Origin of the sequence: Bradyrhizobium altum (assembly GCF_020889705.1) — a bacterium.
Classification (GTDB): Bacteria; Pseudomonadota; Alphaproteobacteria; order Rhizobiales; family Xanthobacteraceae; genus Bradyrhizobium; species Bradyrhizobium altum.
Genome location: NZ_JACMYP010000145.1, coordinates 1 through 22,904, shown reverse-complemented (window position 1 = coordinate 22,904; position 22,904 = coordinate 1). Strand labels below are relative to the sequence as shown.

Genomic DNA, 22,904 nt, shown 5'->3' with positions numbered 1-22,904 from the left:
ATCAGCGCCGGCGCGGCAGCGTCGGCGATCGCAGCCTACAACGCACGCGTCCGCGCGCATTTGCTGCGCTTCCACTCCTATCCGGCCGGGGGCAACGGCCAGCGCGGCGTGGTCCGGCTGGTGTTCACACTCGGCCGCGGCGGGCAGGTGCTGTCGAGCCATCTCGGCGGCTCCTCCGGCAATCCGACCTTCGACGCGCGGGCGCTGGCGATGGTGCGCCAGGCCCAATCGTTTCCAGCGTTTCCGCCCGAGGTCACGCAGGGCTCGATGGCTTTCAGCGTGCCGGTCGCGTTTGTGCCGCGGTAGGGTGCGATCGCACCTCCCTCTATCCCCGTCATCCTGAGGTGCGAGCGGAGCGAGCCTCGAAGGATGCACGGCCCCGCCGGTGGCCGTAGATCCTTCGAGACGCGCTTCGCTTTCCTCAGGATGACGGGAAAGGCTGAGTTCGCTTCGACCGATGCCCCGCTACTCCTTCACCGCCCCCGTCAGCGACGACACGTAGTAGTCGACGAACAGCGAATAGAACAGCGCGACCGGCAGCGAGCCGAGCAGGGAGCCGGCCATCAGCGCGCCCCACTGGTAGACGTCGCCGGTGATGAGCTCGGTCAGGATCGCGACTGGCACGGTCTTGTTGGCGCCGCTCTGGATGAAGGCGAGCGCGTAGATGAACTCGTTCCAGGACAGCGTGAAGGAGAAGATGCCGGCCGAGATCAGGCCGGGTACCGCGAGCGGCAGCGTGATCCGCCACAGGATCTGCAGCCGCGTCGCGCCGTCGACCAGCGCGCATTCCTCGAGCTCATAGGGGATCGACTTGAAATAGCCGATCAGCAGCCAGGTGCAGAACGGCACCAGGAAAGTCGGATAGACCAGGATCAGCGCCAAGGGTGAATCGAACAGGCCGAATTGCACGATCACGGTGGCGAGCGGAATGAACAGGATCGACGGCGGCACCAGATAGGCGAGGTAGATGCCGAGCCCGACATAAGGGCTGCCGCGGAAGCGCAGCCGCTCGATCGCGTAGGCGGCGAGCGTGGAAGCGAACAGCGACAGGAAGGTCGAGCCGATCGCGACCAGCATGGTGGTCTTCAGCCAGCGCGGATACGACGTGTCGAACAACAGGTGCTTGACATGCGCGAGCGTCGGCGAGGTGATCCAGAACGGATTGTGCTCCTTGTAGTTCAAGAGCTCCGCGTTCGGTTTGAACGAGGTGATCGCCATCCAGTAGAACGGGAACAGCAGGATCAGGATGAAGCAGGCGAGCGGCAGATAGATCATCACCACGCGCCGGGCGCGGGAATCCCACGCCATCGTGTCGGGTGTGGCGCTAGCGACGTTGGAGGATTGGGCTGCAACGTCAGTCATTGGCTTCTCCCTGCTGCCATTTGCGGCGGGCGAGGCCGAAGTAGCTGAACAACGTCGCGAACACGAGGAACGGGATCATCGAGACCGCGATTGCGGCACCCTCGCCGAGCTCGCCGCCGGCGATGCCGCGCTGGAACGCCAGCGTCGCGAGCAGATGGGTCGAGTTGACCGGGCCGCCGCGGGTGATGGCGTAGACGAGCTGGAAATCGGTGAAGGTGAAGATGATCGAGAACGTCATCACGATCGCGAGGATCGGCATCATCATCGGGAAGGTGATGTAGCGGAAACGCTGCCAGGAGGTGGCGCCATCGAGCATCGCCGCTTCATAGAGCGAGGGCGAGATGGTTTGTAGCCCGGCCAAGAGCGAGATCGCGACGAACGGGATGCCGCGCCAGATGTTGGCCGCGATCAGCGAGAACCGCGCCGGCCAGGGCGAGCCGAGGAAGTCGACATTGCTGTCGCGCAAGTGCAGCACGTCGACCAGGAGATAGGAGATGATCGAGAACTGCGGATCGTAGATCCACCAGAACGCCAGCGCGGAGAGCACGGTCGGCACGATCCACGGCAGCAGCACGATGGCGCGGATCAGGCTCTTGAACGGGAAATGGTTGTTGAGCAGCAGCGCCAGCCAGAAGCCGAGCGCGAATTTTCCGAAGGTTGCGACCGCGGTGTAGAAGATCGAGTAGAACACCGCGTTCCACCACAGGGGATCCTTGAGCAGATACTGGAAGTTCTCGAGCCCGATATAGACGCCGCGCTGGCCGATCGTGGTGTCGGTGAAGGCGAGCCAGATGCCGAGGCCGAGCGGATAGGTGAGGAACACCAGCAGCAGGCCGACCGCGGGCGCAAGGCACATCACGATCAGGAACGGCTTGTAGTCGAACAGCCGCGCGAGCCAGCCCGGCTGGCGCAGCGCTTGTCCCCGTGAAGGTAGTGTCGTTACAGACATTGAATGCTCGTCCGCTGCCGTCATAGCGAGGAGCGAAGCGACGCAGCAATCCATTCGCCTCGTGGTGCTATGGATTGCTTCGCTTCGCTCGCAATGACGGTTGGTCCAGATCTACGGTTCAATGACCGCCGTTACCGGCCTTGCCGCCGGAAGTACCGCTTGGCGCGCTGCTCGGCTTCCGCGGCGGCAGCCTCAGGCGTTGCCGCATCGGTCGCCACCGAGGCGCACATCTGCACCAGCACATAGTCGGCGTTGACGGCGCCGGTCGCGGTCGAGATCGGCCCCTTGTAGCCGTTGTAATAGGGGCTCTTCATCGTGTCCTTGAAGATCGCGACCTTGGGATCGCCCGACCACACCGCAGCGTCGGCGTAGGCCGCGAGCGGCTGCGACCAGTAGCCGGAGTTGGCGTTGAGCCACGGCTCGTACTGCTCCTTCTCCAGCATGAATTGCAGGAACGCCTTCGCCGCGTTGGGATACGGGCTGTGCTTGAACGCCATCGCATTCAGCGTCAGGCCCGACATCGGCGAGGTCGATGCCAATCCCTTGGGCAGGAACTGATGCTCGGTGTCGTCGGCGACCGCCTTGGTCGCGGGATCGTTCTTCAGCGAGAAGTACAGCGAGACGCCGTTGGCGGTCAGGCCGATCTCCTGCGACGAGTAGGCGCGGTTGTTGGAGACGTCGTTCCAGGACGGCGTGCCGGCGATGAAGGTCGGATAGAGCTCCTTCAGATATTTCAGCGCGGCGATCGTCTCCTTGCTGTTGATGATGATATTGCCTTCCTCATCGAGCAGCGCGGCGTTGTGCGACCACAACAGCCAGTTGGCGAAGCCGTTGCCGTCGCCGACGGCGTTGCCGAGCGCGAATCCCGCCGGCTTGCCGGCCGCCTTCAGCTTCTTGCAGAGCTCGAGAATGCCGGCGTGGTCTTCCGGCACCTTGTCGAAGCCGGCCGCGTTGACCAGCGACTTGCGGTAGACCAGCGGGCCGCCCGAGGCGCCGAACGGCAGGCCGACCCAGCTCTTCGACTTCGAGCGCATGCCGTAGCGTTTCGCGAGTGTCAGCCACCCGCCGTAGCGCTTGTCGAGATAGTCGGCGACGTCGGTCAATTCGATCAGCTTGTCGATATAGATATGCGGCGCGTCGCCGAAGCCGATGATGATGTCGGGACCGGCGCCGGAGTTCGAGGTCACCGCGGTCTGCTGATTGATGTCTTCCCAGCCGACGAAGTCGACCTTGACCTCGACGCCGGTCTTGTCGGTGAAGCGCTTGGCATTGGCGCGGAACACGTCTTCGTCGGCCTGGACGAAGCGCACCGGCCGCAACATGCGCAAGGTCGCGCCCTTCTCGATCGGCAGCGACGGCGCTGCCTCGTCGGCAGCCTTCACCTTCGATGCGTCCTGCGCCGAAGCCCCGGTGACCGCCAGTGCCGCCGCGGACGCCCCCAGCGCCAGCGCGTCGCGACGCGTGATCTCGTACTTCATGTCGTTCGCACTCCCGTTCTTATCGTTTCGTTGTTTATTGTTCCCTCCCGGCGTTGGCCGCCGGTGAAGGGTCTTGTGGTCTCGGCGCGCCCGCCGCGCAAAGGGCCCGCATGACGGGTCCTCGCGCGAAGAGCGCATTCCCGCCTCAGCTGTTCGGACCGCGATCCATGCTGACGGGTTGCCAGCGGCGCAGCGCGGTGTCTTGCAGCACCGACGGGTTGACGCAGCTTACCGGCCACATGCCTTGCAGCACTAGTGACAATTCGTAGCCCACCCGGCGCTTGCGTGCCTCGTCAAAACGTGCCGATGCCGAGGCGACATGGGCGGTCAAGGTAACATTGTCCATCCCGAGCATCGGATTGTTGTGTGACGGCGGCTCCTTCTCCAGCACGTCGAGCGCGGCGTGGGCGATCCAGCCCTCCTGCAGCGCCTTGATCAGCGATTCCTCGTCGACGGTGGCGCCACGGCCGGTGTTGATGAAGATGGCCGACTTTTTCATCTGACGAAAATGCTTCTCGGTCAGCATGTGATGCACTTCGGGCCGCGCCGGGGCGTGCATCGAGACGAAATCAGACTGCGACAGCACCTCCGACAGCGTCGAGGGAATCACGCCGTGGTCGTACATCAGCGTTTCCTGGATGAAGGGATCGTAGGCCACCATCCTGAGGCCGAACGGCGCGGCGCGCTTCGCCACCGCGCGGGCGACGCGGCCGAACGAGATGAAGCCGAGCGTCTGGCCCATCAGCCGCGGAATCTTCAAGAGCGCCGGGCGGCCCTCGGCCCAGCGGCCGCTGCGCACCATCTTGTCCTGCTCGATCAGGCGGCGGAAGCCGGAGAGCAGCAGCATCATGGCGTGGTCGGCAACCTCCTCGATGAAGGTGTCGGGGATGTTGGTGACGGGGATGCCGCGGGCGGTCGCGGCCTTGACGTCGACCGAGTCGACGCCGACGCTGCCGAGCGTGATCACCTTGCAGTTCTCAAGGGCGTCGATCACCGCCTCGGTGATCGGCATGCCCTTGGCGTAGATCGCGTCCGCAGTGCGTGCGGCGGCGATGAATTCGGCCTCGTTGGCCGGCGCCTCGACGATCTCCGCGCCGATCGGATCGAGCGCCTCCCGCTCATAATCATAGCCGCCGCCGGCGACCGTGAAGCTCGCGCCCTTCGGCGTCACCACCCTGAATTTCGACATTGTCTGCTCCCGATTGAGGTCTTCTGTTCTTGCTTCTTGCTGGTTTGCTTCTTGATGTTCTTGCTTGCCGGAGCGCGGCCTGGATCACCGCTGTCCCTACTTCTACGCGAGCGGCGCTGTTCGCTCCACAATTGCCGGTTGGTCCGGGGCCGGATTCTCCGGGCTTCTACGGGGAACCTCCGTAACCATCAGGTAAAGGGTCTCACATTACGGTGAGCGGAATCAATCCGCCAATCGCGTCGCGTTCCCCGCCTCTTCTGGAGATCCCCGTGAAGCTGTCAAATCTGAAAATCACCCCCAAGCTCGGCATTTTGGTGGGGGTGGCGCTCCTCGGCCTGTGCGCGGCCGGCATCCTGGCGATCAATCTGATGCAGCGTGAGATGACGAATGCGCGCATCGACCAGGCCAAGGCCATGGTCGATATGGCCAGGAACATGGCGGCGAGCCTGAAGAAGGATGTCGACGCCGGAAAGATGACCAAGGAAGCGGCGCTGGCCGAGTTGGGCAAGCGCGGTAACGCGATGACCTACGATAACGGCTCGGGCTATTTGTTCGGCACGGACTACAACGGCATCACGGTGCTGGCACCCGATCCGAAGCAGGTTGGCACCAATCGGATGGACGTCGTGACCAATGGCCGCAAGCTGTCGCAGGAGTTGATGGATGGCGTGAAGGCCAAGGGCGAGATTCTGCTGTTCTATGAATACGTGAAGCCTGGTCAGGAGACGCCGATCCGGAAGCTTGGTTACGCGGTCGCAGTGCCTGGCTTCGATATGTATCTCGGCACCGGCGCCTATCTCGACGATATCGACGCCAAGATGCGTCCCATTGCCTGGTTGCTCGGGCTCGCGATCATCGGCATCGGCATCATCTCGAGTTCGGTCGCCTGGCTGATCGGGCGCAGCATTTCCCGGCCGCTGAACCTGCTTGGTGCCCGCATGCGCGACATCGCGGACGGCAAGCTCGACGGTGACATTCCCGGCGTCGGCCGTGGCGACGAGGTCGGCGGGATGGCGGCGACCGTGCAGGTCTTCAAGGACAATGCGATCCGTATCCGCGGCCTCGAGCAGGCCGAGGCCGAGACGCAGGCGCGCGCCACCGCCGAGCGGCGGAGCGCGATGCAGGGCCTTGCCAGCGATTTCGAGCGCAGCGTGAATGGCATCGTCCGCACCGTGGCCTCCGCCGCCGCCGGCATGCAGACCACGGCGCAGTCGATGACCGCAACCGCCAGCGACGCCAGCGCGCGGGCCGCGACCGTGGGTGCTGCCTCCGACTCTGCCTCCAACAATGTCGGCACCGTCGCCGCGGCGGCCGAGGAGCTCTCCAGCTCGGTTGCGGAAATCTCCCGCCAGGTGGCGCGCTCCAGCGAGGTCGCAAGCCAGGCGGTGGCCGATGCCGAGCGCACCAATGCGACCGTGCAGGCGCTCTCCACCGGCGCCGAGAAGATCGGCGAGGTGGTCAAGCTGATCCACTCGATCGCCGCCCAGACCAACCTGCTCGCGCTCAACGCCACCATCGAAGCGGCACGCGCCGGCGAATCCGGCCGCGGTTTTGCGGTGGTCGCCTCCGAGGTGAAGGCGCTAGCCAACCAAACCGCGAAGGCGACCGAGGAGATCTCGGCGCAGGTCGCCGCGATGCAGGCCTCCACCGGTGAGGCGGTGACCTCGATCGGCGGCATCACCGCGACCATCGCGCAGATGAGCGAGATCACGGCCTCGATCTCGACCGCGATCGACCAGCAGGGCGATGCGACGCGCGAGATCGCGCGCAACATTCAGCAGGTCGCAGCCGGCTCGAGCGAGATCTCCGCCCATATCGGCGGCGTCACCACCGCAGCCGCCGCTACCGGCACCGCGGCCGGCGACGTGCTGTCGAATGCGCGCGAGCTCGACACACAATCGGGCATGCTGCGCAACGCGGTCGACGAGTTCCTGCAGAAGGTGCGTGCGGCGTAACGAATTGCGTAGGGTGGGTTAGTTAGCGAAGCGCAACCCACCCAGCGCATTCCACGACTGTGCACCCCGTCATCCCCGCGCAAAGGCTTCGCCTTTGTCGCTGGAGGTGCGAGCCTTGCGGCGCAATTGCGCCGCTGGGCGAGCCTCGAAGGGTGAATCGGCCCGGCTGGTGGCCGTCGATCCTTCGAGACGCGCGCAAGAGCGCGCTCCTCAGGATGACGGAATTGGCAGGCTTCGTAGGTGCACATGAGACGCACACCGATCGTGGTGTACGCTTAGCCTACTGCTTCTCGATCCCGGCGTCGGCGATCGGCTTCTCCCACAGCACAAGCTGTTCCATCGTCGGCAGGTCCGGCAGCAGCCCGGACTTGCGCTTGGTGGTGACGGCGAGCGGCTTCCCCATGGCTGCGGAAGGCGTGCCGGGAGCAGCCTTTCGCCGCATAGCTACTCCCGGGCCGTCGCAGGGGCGCGCCGCCAAAATATCGAAAACAACCCCATGCAAAGTAGCCGGTGGCGGCCGGCGCTCGACCAGGCAACTTGACACGTCGGGCAAATCAGTGTCACATTTCTAATATTCCGAAAAGCCGGTCGTGGGGCGACGCTACGATCCCGCCGCGAAGACCTGCGCGACGTGAAAAGCCTTGGTGGTGATGAGCCACCGGCCGTCGATCCGATGAAACACGAGATGGTCGATGAAGCCGGTTTGGCCGGCCCTGACGCGCACCTTGGCGATGGCCAGATCGGACGCGGTCTGGTCGATGCTGATGATGGCCTCGTCGCGCGGCGATTTCATCGACGCCGGCGAGGGACGGCTGCGGATGAAGTCGCGGAATTCCGCGGCCGACCGCACCGTGTGCTTGCCGTCCCGGATGCCGTGCACGATGCAGGCATCGGAGAAGACGTCGCGGAACCCGCTGTCGTCGACGTCATACATCAAGTTGAAATATCCATCGATCGCGGATGCGATGGCCTGGATGTCGCTCATTGCAAAATCTCCGTAGCGGATGATGTGGCGGTGGTCTCACCGGATCGAACCGGTGATCTGCGCCGACAGTGGCCGATATGGTGGCGGAGTGCTACGACTGGGCGGTCATCTCTTGGATGACTGAGAGGCATCGGCATGGATGAAGTTGACGGTCGGCTGGTTGGCGGCCTGGTGGTCCTCGCGGCGCTGGCGGATGCGCGCAGTTTTGGCCGGGCCGCCGAACGGCTCGGCATGACGCAATCCGGGGTCAGCAAGGCGATCGCCAAGCTCGAGGCGCGCCTCGATGCCAGGCTGGTTCACCGCACGAGCCGCGCCGTCGAGCTCACCGAGGAAGGACGTGCGCTGGTCGAGCGGGTTGCCGCGCATCTGGCCGGGATCGGCGAGGCGGCGGCGGAGACCTCGAAATCGCGCGATGCGGTCCGCGGCAGGCTGCGGGTCAATGTCGATCCGCTGTTCTCCCGCATGGTGCTGTCGCCGAAGCTGAGCGAGTTCCTGCTGCAGAATCCAGGCATGGAGGTGCGGATCGAGACCCGCGACCGGATCGCGGATCTGGTCAGCGACGGTTTTGACCTGGCGGTGCGTTTCGGCGAGCCGGCGCCGTCGGCGCTGATTGCGCGCCGCGTCCTCGATGCGCGCGTGCTCACCGTGGCCTCGCCGATCTATCTCGAACGACACGGCCGGCCGCTCGATCCGCGGGAGCTGGCGAGCCGCGACCATCAGTGCATCCTGGCAATCGACGCGGCGACCGGGCGTCCCTTCGATTGGGAGTTTTGGCGCGGCGGCGAGGTCGTGCCGGTCGCGGTCAACGGGCGGCTCACCGTGACTGATTCAGGAACCAAGCTTGGCGCATGCCTGGCCGGCTTCGGCATCGCGCAGGTGATCGATCTCGGCCTCGACGATCATCTGAGGAGCGGCGCGCTGATCGAGCTGTTTCCGGACTGGCCCGACGAGCGTTTCCCGCTCTACGTCTACTACGCCTCGCGTAACCACGTGCCAGCCAAGGTGCGGCGGTTCATCGACTTCATCACGGAAACGCTGGCGGCAAAGCCACATTCGCCACGCAAATCCGCCGGCTTGCGCAAGGTAGGCTAGAGCGTTTTCGGTTCTGATTGAATCAGAACCGAAGCTCTAGATTCTTGCTTTGACGCGTTTTCTTCACGCGAACCGGTGCCCACTTCGCTCGAAAACGCTCTAGCCGTATCCTCGGCGTCAGCTAGCGCTTCGCCGAGCCTTGCCGTGAGGCGATGATGACGCCGGCGAGCACCAGCGCGTAGCCGATCAGATGGTACGGCGCGAGCGTCTCGCCGAGCAGCAGGATCGCCATCGCCGAGCCGAACACCGGCACCAGATGGAAGAACGGCGCCGCGCGGTTCGGGCCGATCAATGCGACGCCGCGGTTGAAGAACAGGTAGGCGAGCGTGGACGGGAAGATCAGTGTGTAGCCCAGCGTGGCAAAGGTCAGAACGTCGAGCTTCAGCGTTACGCCGTTGACGAATTCCCAGATAGCCAGCGGCAACAGCATCAGCGCACCGCAGCAGGTGGTGAACGAGATCAGCGAGAGCTGATGGATTTTCGGCCGCCGCGGGATCAGCGCCGAATAGAGTCCGAACGACACCAGCGAGGCGCCGAACATGATGTCACCGCGGTTGAAGCTGATGCTGGCGAGCGCCGAGAAATCGCCGCGCAGGATGATGATCAGCACCCCGGCCAGCGAGATCGCGATGCCGGCAAGCTGCGCCGGCGTCAACCGCACGCCGAACAGGATCAGCGACCACAGCGCCACGAACAGCGGCCCCGCCGATTGGATCAGCAGCGCGTTCAACGCCTCGGTATATTGCATCGCCCAGTAGGAGATCGCGTTGTTGAACGCGAAGCCGACCGCGGACAACAGCAGCATCAGCGGCAGCGCCTTGCGCAGCTTCGGCCAGTCCTCCTTCAGATGCGGCCAGGCGAACGGCAACAGGATCAGGAACACGCCGAACCAGCGGATCGTGGTCAGCGTGACCGGCGGCACATGGCTGCCGACATGCCGCGCCAGCACGATATTGGCGGCCCAGAACAGCGACGTCAGGCTCAGCAGCAGATAGGGCTGGTTGTTGAGCCAGTGCAGCGGCGAGCGGCGCGGGGATGTGGCAGGTGCGGGCAAGGCGGTCATTATCTGGCGGATGTTGTGCCCGAATCCGCCGCCGCCACAAGACGAAAGAGCGGATTGGAGCCATGCGCGCGAGCCTACAATCAGGCGCGGGAGCCACACCGCCGGAGATGTCATTGCCGTGGAATAACAGAACCCGTCATCCTGAGGTGCGAGCCTCTTCGGCGAGCCTCGAAGGATGCACGGCCCGACTGTGGCCGATTCATCCTTCGAGGCTCGCTTCGCTCGCGCCTCAGGATGACGGGGATAGTTTCTTGCGTGCGGCCCTGCGCGGCCTTCAACCTATTTCTGCGGCCCGGACAGCGAGATGTCGCGCTCGGCGCGAAACACGTTGCTGTAGAGATTGGCGATCCATTGCCGCCCGCTGGAGGTGATGTTGAGGTGGCGGATCGCCTTCTGCACGTGCGGTGCGACGCTGTCCCAATAGAAGCGTGGATAGAGGTCGACGAGGTCGGCCGGCGAATCGTAGCCGAGCTGGCGGTTCAGTCCGGCCTCCTCGAATTCGAGGTACAGCGCGTTGGCCTTGCGGATGTAATGGGGATCGCCGAGCTGGCCGATCAGGTCGGCGGCCCGCAGCAGGATGGCCTCCTCGCCGAACTCCTCATTCCCGTCCGGTGCGCTTTGCGGAAAGCGGGTGCCTTCGATGGCTCGCGCGATGCGCTCCTTGTCGAGGAGGGCGACGCCCTTGAGCCGCTCCATCACGAAGATCTTGGAGCGGTCGACGTGATAGGACATCAGCGCCGCATCCGACGAGCCGCGCGGCAGGATCACCTTGCGGCCGTCGGCGGCGACCAGATAGCCGTTCTGGTCGTCGGCATCGAACAGCCCGCGCACATAGCCGATGTCATGGGTGAGGCAGGCGACGATGACATGCGCGTAGTCCTCGGCGCTCATGTGCGAGTGCAGCGCGCGGCCGCGCAGGATGGCGTGGCCGGCCAGGGTCACCAGCATGGTGTGCTCGACATTGTGATAGAGCGCGTCGCTGTTGCCGATGCATTCGATCGCGATCCGCGCGATCGAGGGCACCATCTCGACCAGCTCGGTCTGCGAAGAGCCGAAGCGGCGCTGCATGTATTCGCCGAGGAATTTGCCGAGCGCGTCGGCCGCAAGTTCGGGAAGGGTCATCACGGCATTGACCTCCGAGATCGGGTGACGAGCTTACGGCCTGCCGGCATTTCAGGGTAGTCCCGCGATGTGACATAATCGTTGCGGCCGGTCCGACCCGGCCCGGACTGATGTGACTTTGGGCGGGAGTTGGTGGATGGGTGTCGATCTCTTGAACGTCAAAGGCTTGAGCGAACTGGACCAAGAGGCTCCGGTCGTGATGGTCAATCTGATGCGATTTCGCCAGCGGTCGCTCGATGGCGACGGCTCGGGCTGGGATGCCTATCTGCGCTACAGCGCGCTCACCGTCCCCATGATCAAGGCACGCGGCGGCACGCTGCTCTGGACCGGCAGCGCCGAGACGGTCGCGCTGGGCGAGCCGGCCGGCCAGCGCTGGGATTACCTCGCGCTGGTCTATTACCCGAGCGTCGCGGCCTTCCTCGACATGATGACCTCGGCCGATTACGAGACCCGCTGCGACCCGCACCGCCGCAACGGCTGCGAGGAGCACGTCATCATCGCGACACGCGAGGCCTACAGCAAATTTAAAACCGGCGAGTAGCAAGACGCACGTCTCTTGACTGAACCCGTGTACGCCAATCCATCTCCGTCACCCTGAGGTGGCCGCTTCTTCAGCGGCCCTCGAAGGGTCGACGGCCCGACCGTGGCCGATTCATCCTTCGAGACTCGCTCCGCTCGCGCCTCAGGATGACGGGTTTACTAGCGGCGCAAGCGCCGCGCGGCAGGCCGTCTGCACCACCCGGCAAACCTCATCCCTTGACCGCCCCGCGCTCAGCGAGGCGAAGGTCGGATAGCTCGTCAGCGCGAAGATCAGGTCGACGGCATCCTTGCGGGCCTGGGGCGACACGCCCTTGCCTGCGATGCGGTCGATCAATGCGGTGACGCCGCGGCGGCGGCGTTCGTTGCGCTCGCGCACGGCTTCGGCGAATTCGGGATCGGTCGCCATCGCGTCGTGCAGGCGTCCGACCGCGGAATCGCGGCTCCAGAAGCCGCAGAAGATCTCGACCATGCGGTCGAGCGCGGCGCGCGGATCGGCCATCGCCATGGCGTCGGCGAGCTGATGCAGCCCGCCATGGCGCGCGATCTCGTCGAACACGGCTTCCAGCAGCCCGCGCCGCGAGCCGAACTGGTTGTAGACGGTCAGCCGGGTCACGCCGGCGGCCTTCGCCACCGTATCCAGCGAGAAGCGCGCGATGCTCTCGCCTTCGCGCAGCGTGCGCGAGGCGGCTTCGATCACGCGCTCGCGGGTCTCGGCGGCGGCGGCGCTGCGCGCCGGGCTCACATAACTGCGCGGCGGCATTGGTTTGCCTTGCATTTGTCATATTGACTATACATTATGTATATCTAATTTCCAGTGCCCATTTGGAGCGAGATCATGCAGACAGCCCTCATCATAGCCCTGTCCCTTCACGTCCTGTCTTCGGTGTTTTGGGCCGGCTCCAGCTTCACTTTGGCGCGCACCGGCGGCCTCGGTGGCGAAAAGCTCTTGGTTCCGCAAATCGGCGCGGCGACGGTTGCGATCGTGACCGGCGCCACGCTGTGGCGCCTGGTCCATGAAGGTTCGTTCGCGCTGTCGGAGCAGATCCTGGCGGGCGGCGCGATTGCCGCGCTCGCCGCCATTGCCGTTCAGATCATCGTCGGAGGCGGCGCGATCAGGCAGTTGCGCAACGCCGTGGCCGACGCGTCAGCCGCACGTTCGCGGCTCGCGGCCGCCCAGCGCATTGCGGCCGGGCTGCTCGCGATCACCGCCATCTGCATGGGCGCGGCGCGCTATGCCTGAGCTCAATATTTCCGCACCAGGTCCGCCGTAATCTCTTTCAAGCTGCGGATGCCGAGCAGCGCAAGATCGCGGTCGATCTCGGCGTGCAGCAGCGAGATCGCGCGCGCTACGCCGGCCTCGCCTGCGACCACCGCGCCATAGAGGAACGGACGGCCGATCCAGACGAAGTCTGCACCGAGCGCGAGCGCCTTGATCACGTCGGTGCCGCGGCGGATGCCACCGTCCATCATCACGGTCATGCTGCCCTTCTGCGCCGCGATCTCCGGCAGCGTGCGCAAGCCCGAGACGGTGTAGTCGAGCTGGCGGCCGCCATGGTTGGAAACCATCACGCCGTCGCAGCCGTGCTCGCGCGCCAGCCGCGCGTCCTCCGGCGAGATCAGCCCCTTGACCACGAGCTTGCCGCGCCAGCGCTTGCGGATCAGCTCGACATGCTTCCAGGCGAGCTGGTCGCGGCTGCCGATGTTGCGCATCAAATTCTTGGACAGCACCGGCGGGCCCCGCTTGGCGTCCATGTTCTCGAAATGCGGCATGCCGTGATTGAACACGGTGCGCGCCCAGGTGTTCAGCAGCCAGTCCGGATGGGTGATGGTGTCCCAGAATACCCGCGGCGTGATCTCGAGCGGCACCTGGAAGCCGTTGCGGATGTTGTTCTCGCGGTTGGGCGGCACCGGCACGTCGGCGGTGACGACGAAGGTGTCGTAGCCGGCCGCGGCGACGCGATCGACCAGCGGCTCGATGCGCTCGTCGAGCCCGGCGAGATAGGCCTGGTACCAGGCCTGCTGGTTGGCGGCGCGGACGTCCTCAAGCCGGATCAGCGAGGACGCCGAGAGGATCATCGGGACGTTGGCCGCGGCCGCGCGCCCGCGCCAGCACGATGTCGCCGCGATAGGCGCACAGCGCCGACGAGCCCATCGGCGGAATCCCGAACGGCGAGGCGTAGCTCTTGCCGAACAGCGTGGTGGTCTGGTCGCGGCCGGAGACGTCCCTCAGCACCCGCGGCACGAAGCCGTATTCATCGAATGCCCGGCGATTGTCTGACCGCGCCGCATCGGTCTCGGCGCCGCCGGAGATGTAGCCGTAGAGGAATTTCGGCAACAGCCGCCGCGCCTGCGGCTCAAAATCGTCGAGTGTGAGATAGCGCCGCAAATGCCGGGGCACGGCGCTCGCCGCGCGGTTGACGGTTGCGGGCGGCGGGGAAGGGGCTGCGGTCCGGTCGTGCACGTCGAGTGTTTCCGTTGTTCTTGGTTCTTGGCTGGAACGCGAGGCTAGCGCCTGCCGCCGCGCCCGACAATTTTTTCGTTGAACTTGTTGACGGACTGGCTGACGTCGCTGAGCGTCCTGCGGGTTTCGGCGATCATGGCGCCGGATTTCTTGTCAAAACTCTGGATCAGCTCGCGCAACGAGATCACTGTCGGCAGCAGCTCGCCGCCATATTTGTCGCTGCCGAAGCTCTTCAGGAACTTGTCGGCGGACGTCAACTTGCTGTCGACCGCGTCGACGCCGTCCTCGGCGGCGTCGATGAAGCCCGCGATCAGCTCGCCATTGCCGGACAGCGAGTTGGTGAAGTTCTCAAGCCCGAGCAGCGAGTCCTTGATGTCGGCCTCGTTCTCGGTGATGACGCGGTCGACATTGCGCAGCGCGACCCGCAGTTTCTCCTGGATGCCCATCGTGCCTTCGGCGTCGGCGGTCAGTTCCGGAATGCCGTCGGCGCCGAGCGCAGGCGGCGGAGCATCGTCGGTGCCGCCGGTGAAGGAGATCGAGGCGATCCCGGTGAGGCCCTGGAATTCGAGGCCGACCTGGGTGTCCTTCTTGATCGGGGCGTTGCCCTCGATCCGCGTCATCGCCACCACGCGATGACGGTCGAGCCTGATCGAGACCACTTCGCCGATCCGCACGCCGGCGAAGTTGACACTGCCGCCGCGGCGCAGGCCGGAGGCCGAGCCCTCGAACACGACGCGGAATGGCACCATCCGCTTGATGCCGGCATAGCGCTGATAGCCCAGCCAGCCGCCGAGCGAGCCGGCGATCAAAGCCAGCGTCAGGGTGCCGATCACGAGATTGCTGGCGCGCGCCATGCGTTGGGACCTGTCCGCGAAGCAGACCTCAAGAGATAGCGGATTTGCCGCCGATAGTCACCGCGCCTGTCCTCTTACCTCTCCCCGCTTGCGGGGAGAGGTCGGACCGCATGCAGCGCAGCGGAATGCGATCCGGGTGAGGGGGAGCCTCCGCAGATTCATCCCTCACCGTTGCTGTGGAACGAGCCCCTCACCCTAACCCTCTCCCCGTAAGAACGGGGAGAGGGAACGATAGAGCTCCTCGCCGACGCTCACGCCGCCGACTGCCTCCGCGACGCCGCGAAGACGCCGGCCAGCACCAGCGCGAAGCCGATGAAATGGAAGGCCTGCGGATGCTCGCCGATGAACACGATCGACATGATGGTGCCGAACACCGGAACCATGTGGAAGAACGGCGCGGCGCGGTTGGCGCCGATCAGCTGCACACCGCGGTTGAAGCACAGATAGGCCACCGTCGAGGGGAATACCGCGACATAGAACAGCGACAGCAGATTGCTGGTGGTGAGCTGCATGACCGGACGCGTGCCGAGTTCCCAGATCAGGAACGGGATCAGGAACAGCGCGCCGCAGCCGAAGGTGAATGCCGCGACCGACAGCCCGTGGATCTTGGGCCGCTTCAGGGTCAGCACCGAGTACAGCGCGAAGATCACCAGCGCGGCGATGAAGATCAGGTCGCCCTTGTTGAACTCGATCTTCGACAGCGTCGTGAGATCGCCGTGCAGCAGGATCACCAGCACGCCGGCGAGCGACAGCAACACGCCGCAGAGCTGCGCCAGCGTCAGCCGTGCGCCGAGCAGGATCAGCGACCACAGCGCGACCATCAGCGGCACGGAGGATTGCAGCAGCAGCGTGTTGAGCGCCTGGGTGTGCTCGAGCGCCCAGTATTGCAGCGTGTTGAAGGCGCTGATGCCGGTCAACGACAGCAGCATCATGATGCCGAGATTCTTGCGGATCGCAGGCCAGTCGCTGGCGAGGTGCTTCCAGGCAAACGGCAGGATGATCAGGAACGCCACGAACCAGCGCAGGAACGACAGCGTCACCGGCGGAATGTGGCCGGCCGCGAGCCGGCCGACGATCGCATTGCCGGCCCAGCACATCGCGGTGATGCAGAGCAGCAGATATGGCTGGTTGGCGATCCAGGAGCCGGACGCAGGCGTTGTGGTGGAATCGGTGGCAGACATGCGAAGGGCCCGGGTTCACGACGCCGCGGCCCGCCCGCCCGGCCGTCGCCGGGCCGGTATGGATCGCCCCGGCACCCGTCACAGACACGGATTCCGCCGTTCTATCAATGGTGATCGACGCATCGCGACCATGCGCGAAGGCCCCTTACGAGAGGCGCGACGGCGCTTTGCCAGGCCGGTCGGCACCAGCCGATCCGCCACAAGCCTCTTGTTTGAGCATGATCTCCGCGCAAACACGTTCCGCGTTTGTCGCGAGGGAAAACCGCTTCGCACTTTTCCGGATCATGCTCTAGCCGGTCTCCGGCGGCGTGGTCTGGCGCTTGACGATCTGCTCGGCGAGCTCGATCAGGATCCGCTTGGTGTCGGGGTCCTTGACGTCGCGGAACACCCGCAGCATGCGCAGCTCGAGCAGGGATTGCAGCGATTCCGACGCCTGGCCGCCTTGTGTCTGCACTGTGGTGGCGGGCCGGCGATTGAGGATGTCGGCGGCGATCCCGAGCATCTCGGCGACGGTCGTCAGGCGGCCGGTATCGATCTTGACGGTGCCGTCCACGCCGTTCTTTTGCAGGGAGGCGCTCGCGCACAGGATCTCGGCGAGATCTGCCTGCGACAGCCCGATTGCGCGCCAGCGCGCCTGCACAAGTTGATCGATCTGATCGTCCTGCGATGTGCTCATGGTGCGCTTGGGCGACCTCCAGCTACGTCCGTCGACAGCATGTCCGCGACGATGATTGGTAGCAAATGGAACGGCGGTTCGTCGCGACGGGACTTCTACGGATTACCCGGATCGACAATCGGTCCCGGCGCACCGGGCGACGTGCAGGACGATCCGTGCTTTCACGACAGCTCGGCGGTCGCACCGGGCGGGTACTGCAATACGCACCCATGGTCTGAGATCCCTGTCATCGGGCCGCAGCCTTATTATGCAGCCTTATTATCAAGATCGTACGCGAATGCAATCTGGGGGCGATCGCTGAGGCGAATCCAACCCGGATGTGTGACCTCGCCACAGTCCGTGGCGTTGCCGCCGAGCGCGGCGGTACCGGGCGCACGGAAGCGGCGCGCACCGAAGCAGCCCTCGGAGCGTCGCGACGGCTGCGGGGTGCCGCTCACAGGTCGATGATCCCGAGCGCGATGCTCTTCGCCACCCCGTGCGTCTTGTTGGAGGCCTCGAGCTTGCGCAGCGCCTGCTTGATGAAGCCCTCCACCGTCTCCGGCGAAATACCGAGGATCTGCGCGGTGTCGGCCACGGTCTTGCCGCGCGCCGCCCAGGCGATCACTTCCTTCTCCCGTCCCGTGAGCTTGATGGTCTCGGCGGCGTCGGCGGGCTTGAGAATGGTCGGCGCGTTGCGCTGGTCGCGGTTGACGATGTCCATCGCCCGCTGCACCCAGTAGATCATCAACAGATGCAGTTCATGGCGATGGCAAATGAACAGCTTGTCGAAGTCGCGCGGCTGGTCTTCCCAGAAGAACACCGTCGAGCTCGAATGCACGGCGCCGAGCCGGTCGCGATAATGGAAAGGCACCACGAAGCCGTCCTTGAAGCCGAACTCGCGGGCGGCATCCATCGTCTTGACCTCCGGCGCCCGCTTGTGTCCGCTTCGCTCCGGCAGCTTCAGGCTGCTCCAGCTGAACGGCGTGTTGGTGCGTCGCGACCGCGCCAGCGCCGGATCGGCATGGACGAACTCGTTCTGCACATACGCCCGCTTCCAGGCGTCGGGAAAGGTGCCGACATGATAGGGCAGATCGAGGTCAGGCCGGCCGGCATCGACAAAGGCGAAGCCCGAGAAGCCGTAGTTCTGGATGACACAGTGCAATGACGAGCTGAGCTCGTCGATGGTATCCGACGCCTCGATGGTTGAAATCGCGTCTACCAGGCCCATTGACTAAAACCCCCGGTTTCCGGGGGTACCACATTTGGCCCCTTTCGTTCCAGATGTTCCGCATTTGGAGGAAAGGATAATGCCGCATTCATTGGACGGATATCATGCACTCATCACCAGGGAAGAGCTTGATCCGGCGCATGTCGGGGCGATGTTGCGGCTGCGCAAGCGGCTGTTCGTCGACCATTGCGGCTGGCTTCTGAGCACGACCGGCGACGTCGAACGCGATCAGTTCGACAGCTGGTATACCGAGCACTGCCTGTTGTTCGCAGGCGCCGAGCTGGTCGGTGGCTTCCGCGCGATCCGCACCGACTATCCCTATCTGACCAAGTCGGTATTCCCGCAGCTGGCGGTGCGCCGCTTTCCGAGCCGCCGCGACGCCTGGGAAATCAGCCGTTTCGGCGTGCTGCCTGGTGTCGCGAGGTCACGGACGGCACGCGTCAACTACGCGCTGATGTTCCGCTTCGCCGAGCTGCGCGGGGCGGCGGCACTCGTGGCGCTCGCCGACCTTTCCTACGAGCGCTTCCTCACCCGCATGGACATCCGCACCCGCCGCTACGGCCCGCCGCAGGAGATCGGCAATGATCGCATGGGCCGCCCGCTGACGGCGCTCGCCGGAGAAATCCCGCTTGGTCTCGCCGACAATCCCGGCCTGACCAAATTCCTCGACCTTGGACGGCAATTGGAGATTCACGATGCCTCACATGTTCTCGGACGTTCGAGCATTCCAGCGTGACCCGCTGCGTCTGTTGCTGACGCGCGGCAACGAGGCCGAACTGGGGCTCGTGCCCCTGCGGCTCGGTCCTGCGCCGGTCTTTCTGGTGAACGATCCCGATCTGCTGCGCCCGATCCTCAAGGCGCCGGAGGCCGACATCGGAAAGGGCAAGCTGATCAAGAAGCTGACGCCGGTGCTCGGCCGCAGCTCGCTGATGCTGAGCGGCGAGGAGCACAAGCGGCGGCGGACGGTGCTGCAGAAGCACATGGCCAAGGGCAGCGTCGAGAAATTCCTGCCGCATATGTGCGCCGAGATCCGCGCGGTCGGCGCCAGCCTTGCGCGGCTCGGATCGTTCGATCCGCACCATGTCACCGCGATGCTGGCGCTGCGGACCATCTGCGTCGCGATCTTCGGCTCCCAGGTGATGTCGTCTGGCGACGAGGAAGCGCTGGTTCAGGCCGTCGGCGTGATCGAGGACGATCTGGCCGAGGAGATGTTCCGCGCGTTGCCGTTCGGTCCGGTGGCTTGGTACCGGCGCCGGCAGAACCGGGTCTGCGCCAAGCTTGCGATGTCGACGGTGGTGCAGCGCCTGCGCCGCAAGGCGGGCTCAAGTAGCGCGCTGCGCGATCTCGAGGCGCTCGGCCTGAGCGATCGCGATCTCGAGGACGAGATCCTGACACTGCTGCTGGCCGGCCATCACACCACGGGTTCGACTGCGGCGTGGATGTTCTACCAGATGGCCGCCGATCCCACCCTGATGGACGACATTGCCGACGAGGCGGCGGAGTGCCTTGGCGACGACGGCGAGCTGCGGCTTGACGCGGTGAAGCGCGCCAATCTGAGCGCGACGTTTGTCAAGGAGGTCTGCCGGCTCTATCCCAGCGCCTGGTGGTTCTCGCGCGAGGTGATGCAGCCGGTGACGATCGGCAGGCGCGACCTCAAGGTAGGCACTTCGCTGTTGATCTGTCCCTGGCAATTGCAGCGCGATCCCAGGCATTTCGAGGATCCCGACCGCTTCCTGATGACGCGGCGCTACAACACCGACGCCTACATCCCGTTCGGCGCCGGCCCGCGCGCCTGCGCCGGGATGGGGGTTGCGATGCTCGAGTTGCAATTGCTCGCGCTCGAGATCGCCGCGGCCTATCGCTTCACCGCCGTCAGCCCGAATCCGGCGCCGTGGCCGAAAGCCTCGGTGACGCTGATTCCGCCGCCGATGACGATCGACATCGAAGTCCGCGAGCTGCCATCGCGCATCCTGCATCTCGGCGAGGATGCCGAGCGGCTGCCGTACATTTCATCCGCCAGCGCGGCGTCCATCAGCACATTACAATCGGTATCCCAATGACAACACACATCACGACGGCCAGCATCGGGCAGAGGGCCATGGATCAAGTGCAAATGCGCAGCTTGCGCGACGTCATCGCGGTGTTGATCGAGCAGCGCAGCATCGTGACGGCGGCCGGCGCGACCTTCGCCGCACATCTGCTCGACCTCGCGATCATGCAGCTCAGGCTCAACGTCAACGATATTTCGGCGGAGGAATTGTCAGGCCTGTCCGACTATGTCGGCGCGGAGTTCAACAGGGACAAGCCCTCGCATTGATCGCGCGAAGCGGGTGCCGGGTTCGCGTGAAGAAAACGCGTCAAGACAAGAATCCAGAGCTTCGGTTCTGATTCAATCGGAACCGAAGCTCTAGTCCTGCGTCGCCACCAGCGCCTTCATCGTGGCGCCGGCGGCAAGCGCGGCGTCGTTCGGATCGATCTCGATCTGCAGGCCGCGCTGGCCGCCATTGACGAACACGGTGACATGGGTGAGCGCGGTCTCGTCGATCGCGGTCGGCACTTTCTTTTTCTGGCCGAACGGGCTGATGCCGCCGACATGATAGCCGGTGAGCCGCTCGGCATCGGCCGGGCGCATCATCCTGGCCGACTTGCCGCCGAGGGCTGCGGCAAGCTTCTTCATGCTGACCTCGCAGTCGGACGGCACCACGGCGCAGACCGGCTTGCCGTCGACCTCCGCCATCAGCGTCTTGAGCATGCGGTTCGGGTCGACGCCGAGCGCCTCTGCCGCCTGCAGCCCGATGCTCTCGGCGCTGGAATCGTAGACATAGGTGTGGAGCTTGAAGGCAATGCCTAGCTTGCGCAGCGCAATCGTCGCTTGTGTCGAATTGGGCATGGTCCGGGCCGGTTGATACGGCCGAATGATCGCCGCAATGGGCCCGGCGATCAATCGGCCGTACGGTCAGCGTCAGGCGACCCCAACATTAAATTCCCGCCAGTCCGGCGCGGCCGGGCGCGGCATGGAATTTTCAGGGGATATCAAAGGCTTGTCGCCCCTGTAAAAGGCGCAAACGACCCCGTTCTTGCTTGCGCAGCCGACCCGCTTCCGTTATCCGGTAGGCGCCTTGCGTGCGCGCGGTCGGGCGCCGCGGTTTGGGCTGGGCATATCATGCATGGTCGCTGTGGGCGGACGCGTTTTCGCCGCGATCATGGTCTCTGAAACACCTGAAGGGAACATTTTCGCAATGGCCAATGTTGTCGTCGTCGGCGCCCAATGGGGTGACGAGGGGAAGGGCAAGATCGTCGACTGGCTGTCGGAACAGGCCGACATCGTCGTGCGCTTCCAGGGCGGCCACAATGCCGGCCATACGCTCGTGATCAATGGCGAGACCTACAAGCTGGCGCTGCTGCCCTCCGGCGTGCTGCGCCCGAACAAGCTCGCGGTGATCGGCAACGGCGTGGTGTTCGATCCGCAGGCCTTCCTCGACGAGGTCGCCAAGCTGAGGGGGCAGGGCGTTGCGGTCGGACCGGACAATCTGCGGATCGCCGAGAACGTCACGCTGATCCTGCCGCTGCATCGCGAGCTCGACTCGCTGCGCGAATCCTCCAACGCCGTCACCTCGATCGGCACCACCCGCCGCGGCATCGGCCCGGCCTATGAGGACAAGGTCGGCCGTAGAGCCATCCGCCTGATGGATCTCGCCGATCTCGATACCCTGCCGCACAAGATCGAACGCCTGCTGGCGCACCACAACGCGCTGCGCCGCGGCAACAATCTGGAGGAGATCGACGGCAAGGGCATCCTGACCGAGCTGACGGCGCTGGCGCCGAAGCTGTTGCCCTATGCCGAGACGGTGTGGCGGCTGCTGGATCTCAAGCGCCGCGAGGGCAAGCGCATCCTGTTCGAGGGCGCACAGGGCGCGCTTCTCGACGTCGACCACGGCACCTATCCCTATGTGACGTCGTCCAACACGGTGGCGGCACAGGCCGCGACCGGCACCGGCATGGGTCCCGGCGCGGTCGGCTACGTGCTCGGCATCTGCAAGGCCTACACCACCCGGGTCGGCCAGGGTCCGTTCCCGACCGAGCTGAACGACGAGATCGGCGAGGAAATCGGCCGCCGCGGCAAGGAATTCGGCGTCAACACCGGGCGCAAGCGCCGGGTCGGCTGGTTCGACGCGATGCTGGTGCGGCAGACCGTCCGCACCTGCGGAATTGCCGGGCTGGCGCTGACCAAGCTCGATATCCTCGACGGGTTCGACAGCATCAAGGTCTGCATCGGCTACGAGCTCGACGGCAAGGAAATCGACCACCTGCCGGCAGGCGAGGGCGCGCAGGCCCGCATCGAGCCGATCTATGAGATCATCGAGGGCTGGAAGCAGCCGACCGCCAATGCGCGGTCCTGGGCGGACCTGCCGGCCCAGGCCATCAAGTATGTCCGCCGGGTCGAGGAGCTGGTGGGGTGCCCGGTCACCCTGCTTTCCACCAGCCCGGAACGTGAAGATACTATTCTGGTACAGAATCCGTTCGAGGCTTAACGGGATATTACCTATATCCCACCAATTGTGTGGACATGGCTGACTACTACCCGCTGATCGCCCGTGCCATCGCCGGACTCGACCCCAACGCCCCCGGCGAGGCCCGCCGTGCGCTGTATGCGCGGGCGCGGACGGCGTTGATCCAGCAACTCCGCGGCGTGCAGCCGCCGCTCTCCGAATCCGAGATCACCCGCGAGCGGCTGTCGCTGGAAGAGGCGGTGCGCAAGGTCGAGTCCGAGGCCGCGCAGCGCGCCCGCG

General features: G+C 65.1%; 23 protein-coding genes and 2 pseudogenes. 10 read left to right on the top strand and 15 right to left on the bottom strand.

The window, feature by feature from the left end; all coding sequences use genetic code 11:
- Positions 1-306 (top strand): energy transducer TonB family protein (locus tag H8B02_RS29245; RefSeq protein WP_229169420.1); only part of this gene is annotated, 306 nt, incomplete at its 5' end.
- Positions 307-465: 159 nt separating this feature from the next.
- Here the strand turns inward: H8B02_RS29245 and H8B02_RS29240 are convergent.
- From H8B02_RS29240 to H8B02_RS29225, 4 genes are all read right to left on the bottom strand, one after another.
- Positions 466-1,308, bottom strand: coding sequence for a carbohydrate ABC transporter permease (locus H8B02_RS29240; RefSeq protein WP_375789772.1), 843 nt, complete (start codon positions 1,306-1,308; stop codon positions 466-468).
- Positions 1,309-1,354: 46 nt separating this feature from the next.
- Positions 1,355-2,311 (bottom strand): carbohydrate ABC transporter permease, encoded by a 957-nt coding sequence (locus tag H8B02_RS29235; protein WP_229169419.1) that lies wholly within the window; start codon positions 2,309-2,311, stop codon positions 1,355-1,357.
- Between the two features lie 131 nt (positions 2,312-2,442).
- Positions 2,443-3,789 carry an ABC transporter substrate-binding protein gene (locus H8B02_RS29230; RefSeq protein WP_229169418.1) on the bottom strand — a complete coding sequence of 449 codons (1,347 nt, stop codon included), beginning with the start codon at positions 3,787-3,789 and terminating at the stop codon, positions 2,443-2,445.
- A gap of 145 nt (positions 3,790-3,934) precedes the next feature.
- Positions 3,935-4,978, bottom strand: coding sequence for a C-terminal binding protein (locus H8B02_RS29225; RefSeq protein WP_229169417.1), 1,044 nt, complete (start codon positions 4,976-4,978; stop codon positions 3,935-3,937).
- Between the two features lie 269 nt (positions 4,979-5,247).
- On the opposite strand from H8B02_RS29225, the gene H8B02_RS29220 reads away from it, so the two are divergent.
- Positions 5,248-6,933 carry a methyl-accepting chemotaxis protein gene (locus tag H8B02_RS29220; RefSeq protein WP_229169416.1) on the top strand — a complete coding sequence of 562 codons (1,686 nt, stop codon included), beginning with the start codon at positions 5,248-5,250 and terminating at the stop codon, positions 6,931-6,933.
- A gap of 280 nt (positions 6,934-7,213) precedes the next feature.
- On the opposite strand, the gene H8B02_RS29215 is transcribed toward H8B02_RS29220, so the two are convergent.
- Complete coding sequence (locus H8B02_RS29215; RefSeq protein WP_229169415.1) at positions 7,214-7,375, bottom strand: hypothetical protein; 162 nt, start codon at positions 7,373-7,375, stop codon at positions 7,214-7,216.
- A 159-nt stretch (positions 7,376-7,534) separates the two neighbouring features.
- Positions 7,535-7,918, bottom strand: coding sequence for a nuclear transport factor 2 family protein (locus H8B02_RS29210; RefSeq protein ID WP_229169414.1), 384 nt, complete (start codon positions 7,916-7,918; stop codon positions 7,535-7,537).
- A 135-nt stretch (positions 7,919-8,053) separates the two neighbouring features.
- Between H8B02_RS29210 and H8B02_RS29205 the strand changes: the two genes are divergently transcribed.
- Positions 8,054-9,010 (top strand): LysR family transcriptional regulator, encoded by a 957-nt coding sequence (locus H8B02_RS29205; protein ID WP_229169413.1) that lies wholly within the window; start codon positions 8,054-8,056, stop codon positions 9,008-9,010.
- Positions 9,011-9,131: 121 nt separating this feature from the next.
- On the opposite strand, the gene H8B02_RS29200 is transcribed toward H8B02_RS29205, so the two are convergent.
- Positions 9,132-10,073 carry a DMT family transporter gene (locus H8B02_RS29200; protein ID WP_229169412.1) on the bottom strand — a complete coding sequence of 314 codons (942 nt, stop codon included), beginning with the start codon at positions 10,071-10,073 and terminating at the stop codon, positions 9,132-9,134.
- Between the two features lie 279 nt (positions 10,074-10,352).
- Positions 10,353-11,198, bottom strand: a complete 846-nt coding sequence (locus H8B02_RS29195; RefSeq protein WP_229169411.1) for an HD domain-containing protein — start codon at positions 11,196-11,198, stop codon at positions 10,353-10,355.
- A gap of 133 nt (positions 11,199-11,331) precedes the next feature.
- On the opposite strand from H8B02_RS29195, the gene H8B02_RS29190 reads away from it, so the two are divergent.
- The gene (locus H8B02_RS29190) at positions 11,332-11,736 is read left to right on the top strand and encodes a DUF1330 domain-containing protein (RefSeq protein WP_229169410.1); all 405 of its coding nucleotides are present in this window, start codon (positions 11,332-11,334) and stop codon (positions 11,734-11,736) included.
- A 141-nt stretch (positions 11,737-11,877) separates the two neighbouring features.
- Here the strand turns inward: H8B02_RS29190 and H8B02_RS29185 are convergent, their stop codons facing one another.
- On the bottom strand, positions 11,878-12,495 hold the full coding sequence (locus H8B02_RS29185) for a TetR/AcrR family transcriptional regulator (protein ID WP_229169409.1): 618 nt from the start codon (positions 12,493-12,495) through the stop codon (positions 11,878-11,880).
- 75 nt (positions 12,496-12,570) lie between these two features.
- Between H8B02_RS29185 and H8B02_RS29180 the strand changes: the two genes are divergently transcribed.
- Positions 12,571-12,975 carry a hypothetical protein gene (locus H8B02_RS29180; RefSeq protein ID WP_229169408.1) on the top strand — a complete coding sequence of 135 codons (405 nt, stop codon included), beginning with the start codon at positions 12,571-12,573 and terminating at the stop codon, positions 12,973-12,975.
- A gap of 2 nt (positions 12,976-12,977) precedes the next feature.
- Here H8B02_RS29180 and H8B02_RS29175 read toward each other — a convergent pair.
- From H8B02_RS29175 to H8B02_RS29155, 5 genes and pseudogenes are all read right to left on the bottom strand, one after another.
- Positions 12,978-14,133: pseudogene (locus H8B02_RS29175) on the bottom strand (alpha-hydroxy acid oxidase).
- A 107-nt stretch (positions 14,134-14,240) separates the two neighbouring features.
- A complete protein-coding gene (locus H8B02_RS29170) occupies positions 14,241-15,050 on the bottom strand; it encodes an MlaD family protein (protein WP_092117334.1) in 810 nt (269 codons plus the stop codon).
- A 251-nt stretch (positions 15,051-15,301) separates the two neighbouring features.
- Positions 15,302-16,231, bottom strand: coding sequence for a DMT family transporter (locus H8B02_RS29165; protein ID WP_229169407.1), 930 nt, complete (start codon positions 16,229-16,231; stop codon positions 15,302-15,304).
- 289 nt (positions 16,232-16,520) lie between these two features.
- Positions 16,521-16,907: a hypothetical protein gene (locus H8B02_RS29160; RefSeq protein ID WP_229169406.1), complete on the bottom strand. Its 387-nt coding sequence runs from the start codon at positions 16,905-16,907 to the stop codon at positions 16,521-16,523.
- A 433-nt stretch (positions 16,908-17,340) separates the two neighbouring features.
- A complete protein-coding gene (locus H8B02_RS29155) occupies positions 17,341-18,114 on the bottom strand; it encodes a helix-turn-helix transcriptional regulator (protein ID WP_229169405.1) in 774 nt (257 codons plus the stop codon).
- Between the two features lie 79 nt (positions 18,115-18,193).
- On the opposite strand from H8B02_RS29155, the gene H8B02_RS29150 reads away from it, so the two are divergent.
- From H8B02_RS29150 to H8B02_RS29140, 3 genes are read left to right on the top strand one after another with little or no spacing between them, the layout of a single operon-like run.
- Complete coding sequence (locus H8B02_RS29150) at positions 18,194-18,850, top strand: acyl-homoserine-lactone synthase (protein WP_229169404.1); 657 nt, start codon at positions 18,194-18,196, stop codon at positions 18,848-18,850.
- Positions 18,810-20,174, top strand: coding sequence for a cytochrome P450 (locus H8B02_RS29145; RefSeq protein ID WP_229169403.1), 1,365 nt, complete (start codon positions 18,810-18,812; stop codon positions 20,172-20,174). The genes H8B02_RS29150 and H8B02_RS29145 overlap by 41 nt, the downstream gene beginning before the upstream one ends.
- A gap of 38 nt (positions 20,175-20,212) precedes the next feature.
- On the top strand, positions 20,213-20,431 hold the full coding sequence (locus tag H8B02_RS29140) for a hypothetical protein (RefSeq protein ID WP_092117320.1): 219 nt from the start codon (positions 20,213-20,215) through the stop codon (positions 20,429-20,431).
- Between the two features lie 90 nt (positions 20,432-20,521).
- Here H8B02_RS29140 and ybaK read toward each other — a convergent pair whose 3' ends face one another.
- Positions 20,522-21,004: a Cys-tRNA(Pro) deacylase gene (gene ybaK, locus H8B02_RS29135; protein ID WP_092117318.1), complete on the bottom strand. Its 483-nt coding sequence runs from the start codon at positions 21,002-21,004 to the stop codon at positions 20,522-20,524.
- 349 nt (positions 21,005-21,353) lie between these two features.
- Between ybaK and H8B02_RS29130 the strand changes: the two genes are divergently transcribed.
- Both H8B02_RS29130 and H8B02_RS29125 read left to right on the top strand, forming a co-directional pair.
- The gene (locus tag H8B02_RS29130) at positions 21,354-22,646 is read left to right on the top strand and encodes an adenylosuccinate synthase (RefSeq protein ID WP_229169402.1); all 1,293 of its coding nucleotides are present in this window, start codon (positions 21,354-21,356) and stop codon (positions 22,644-22,646) included.
- 35 nt (positions 22,647-22,681) lie between these two features.
- A pseudogene (locus tag H8B02_RS29125) lies at positions 22,682-22,904 on the top strand (hypothetical protein); the annotation flags it as partial.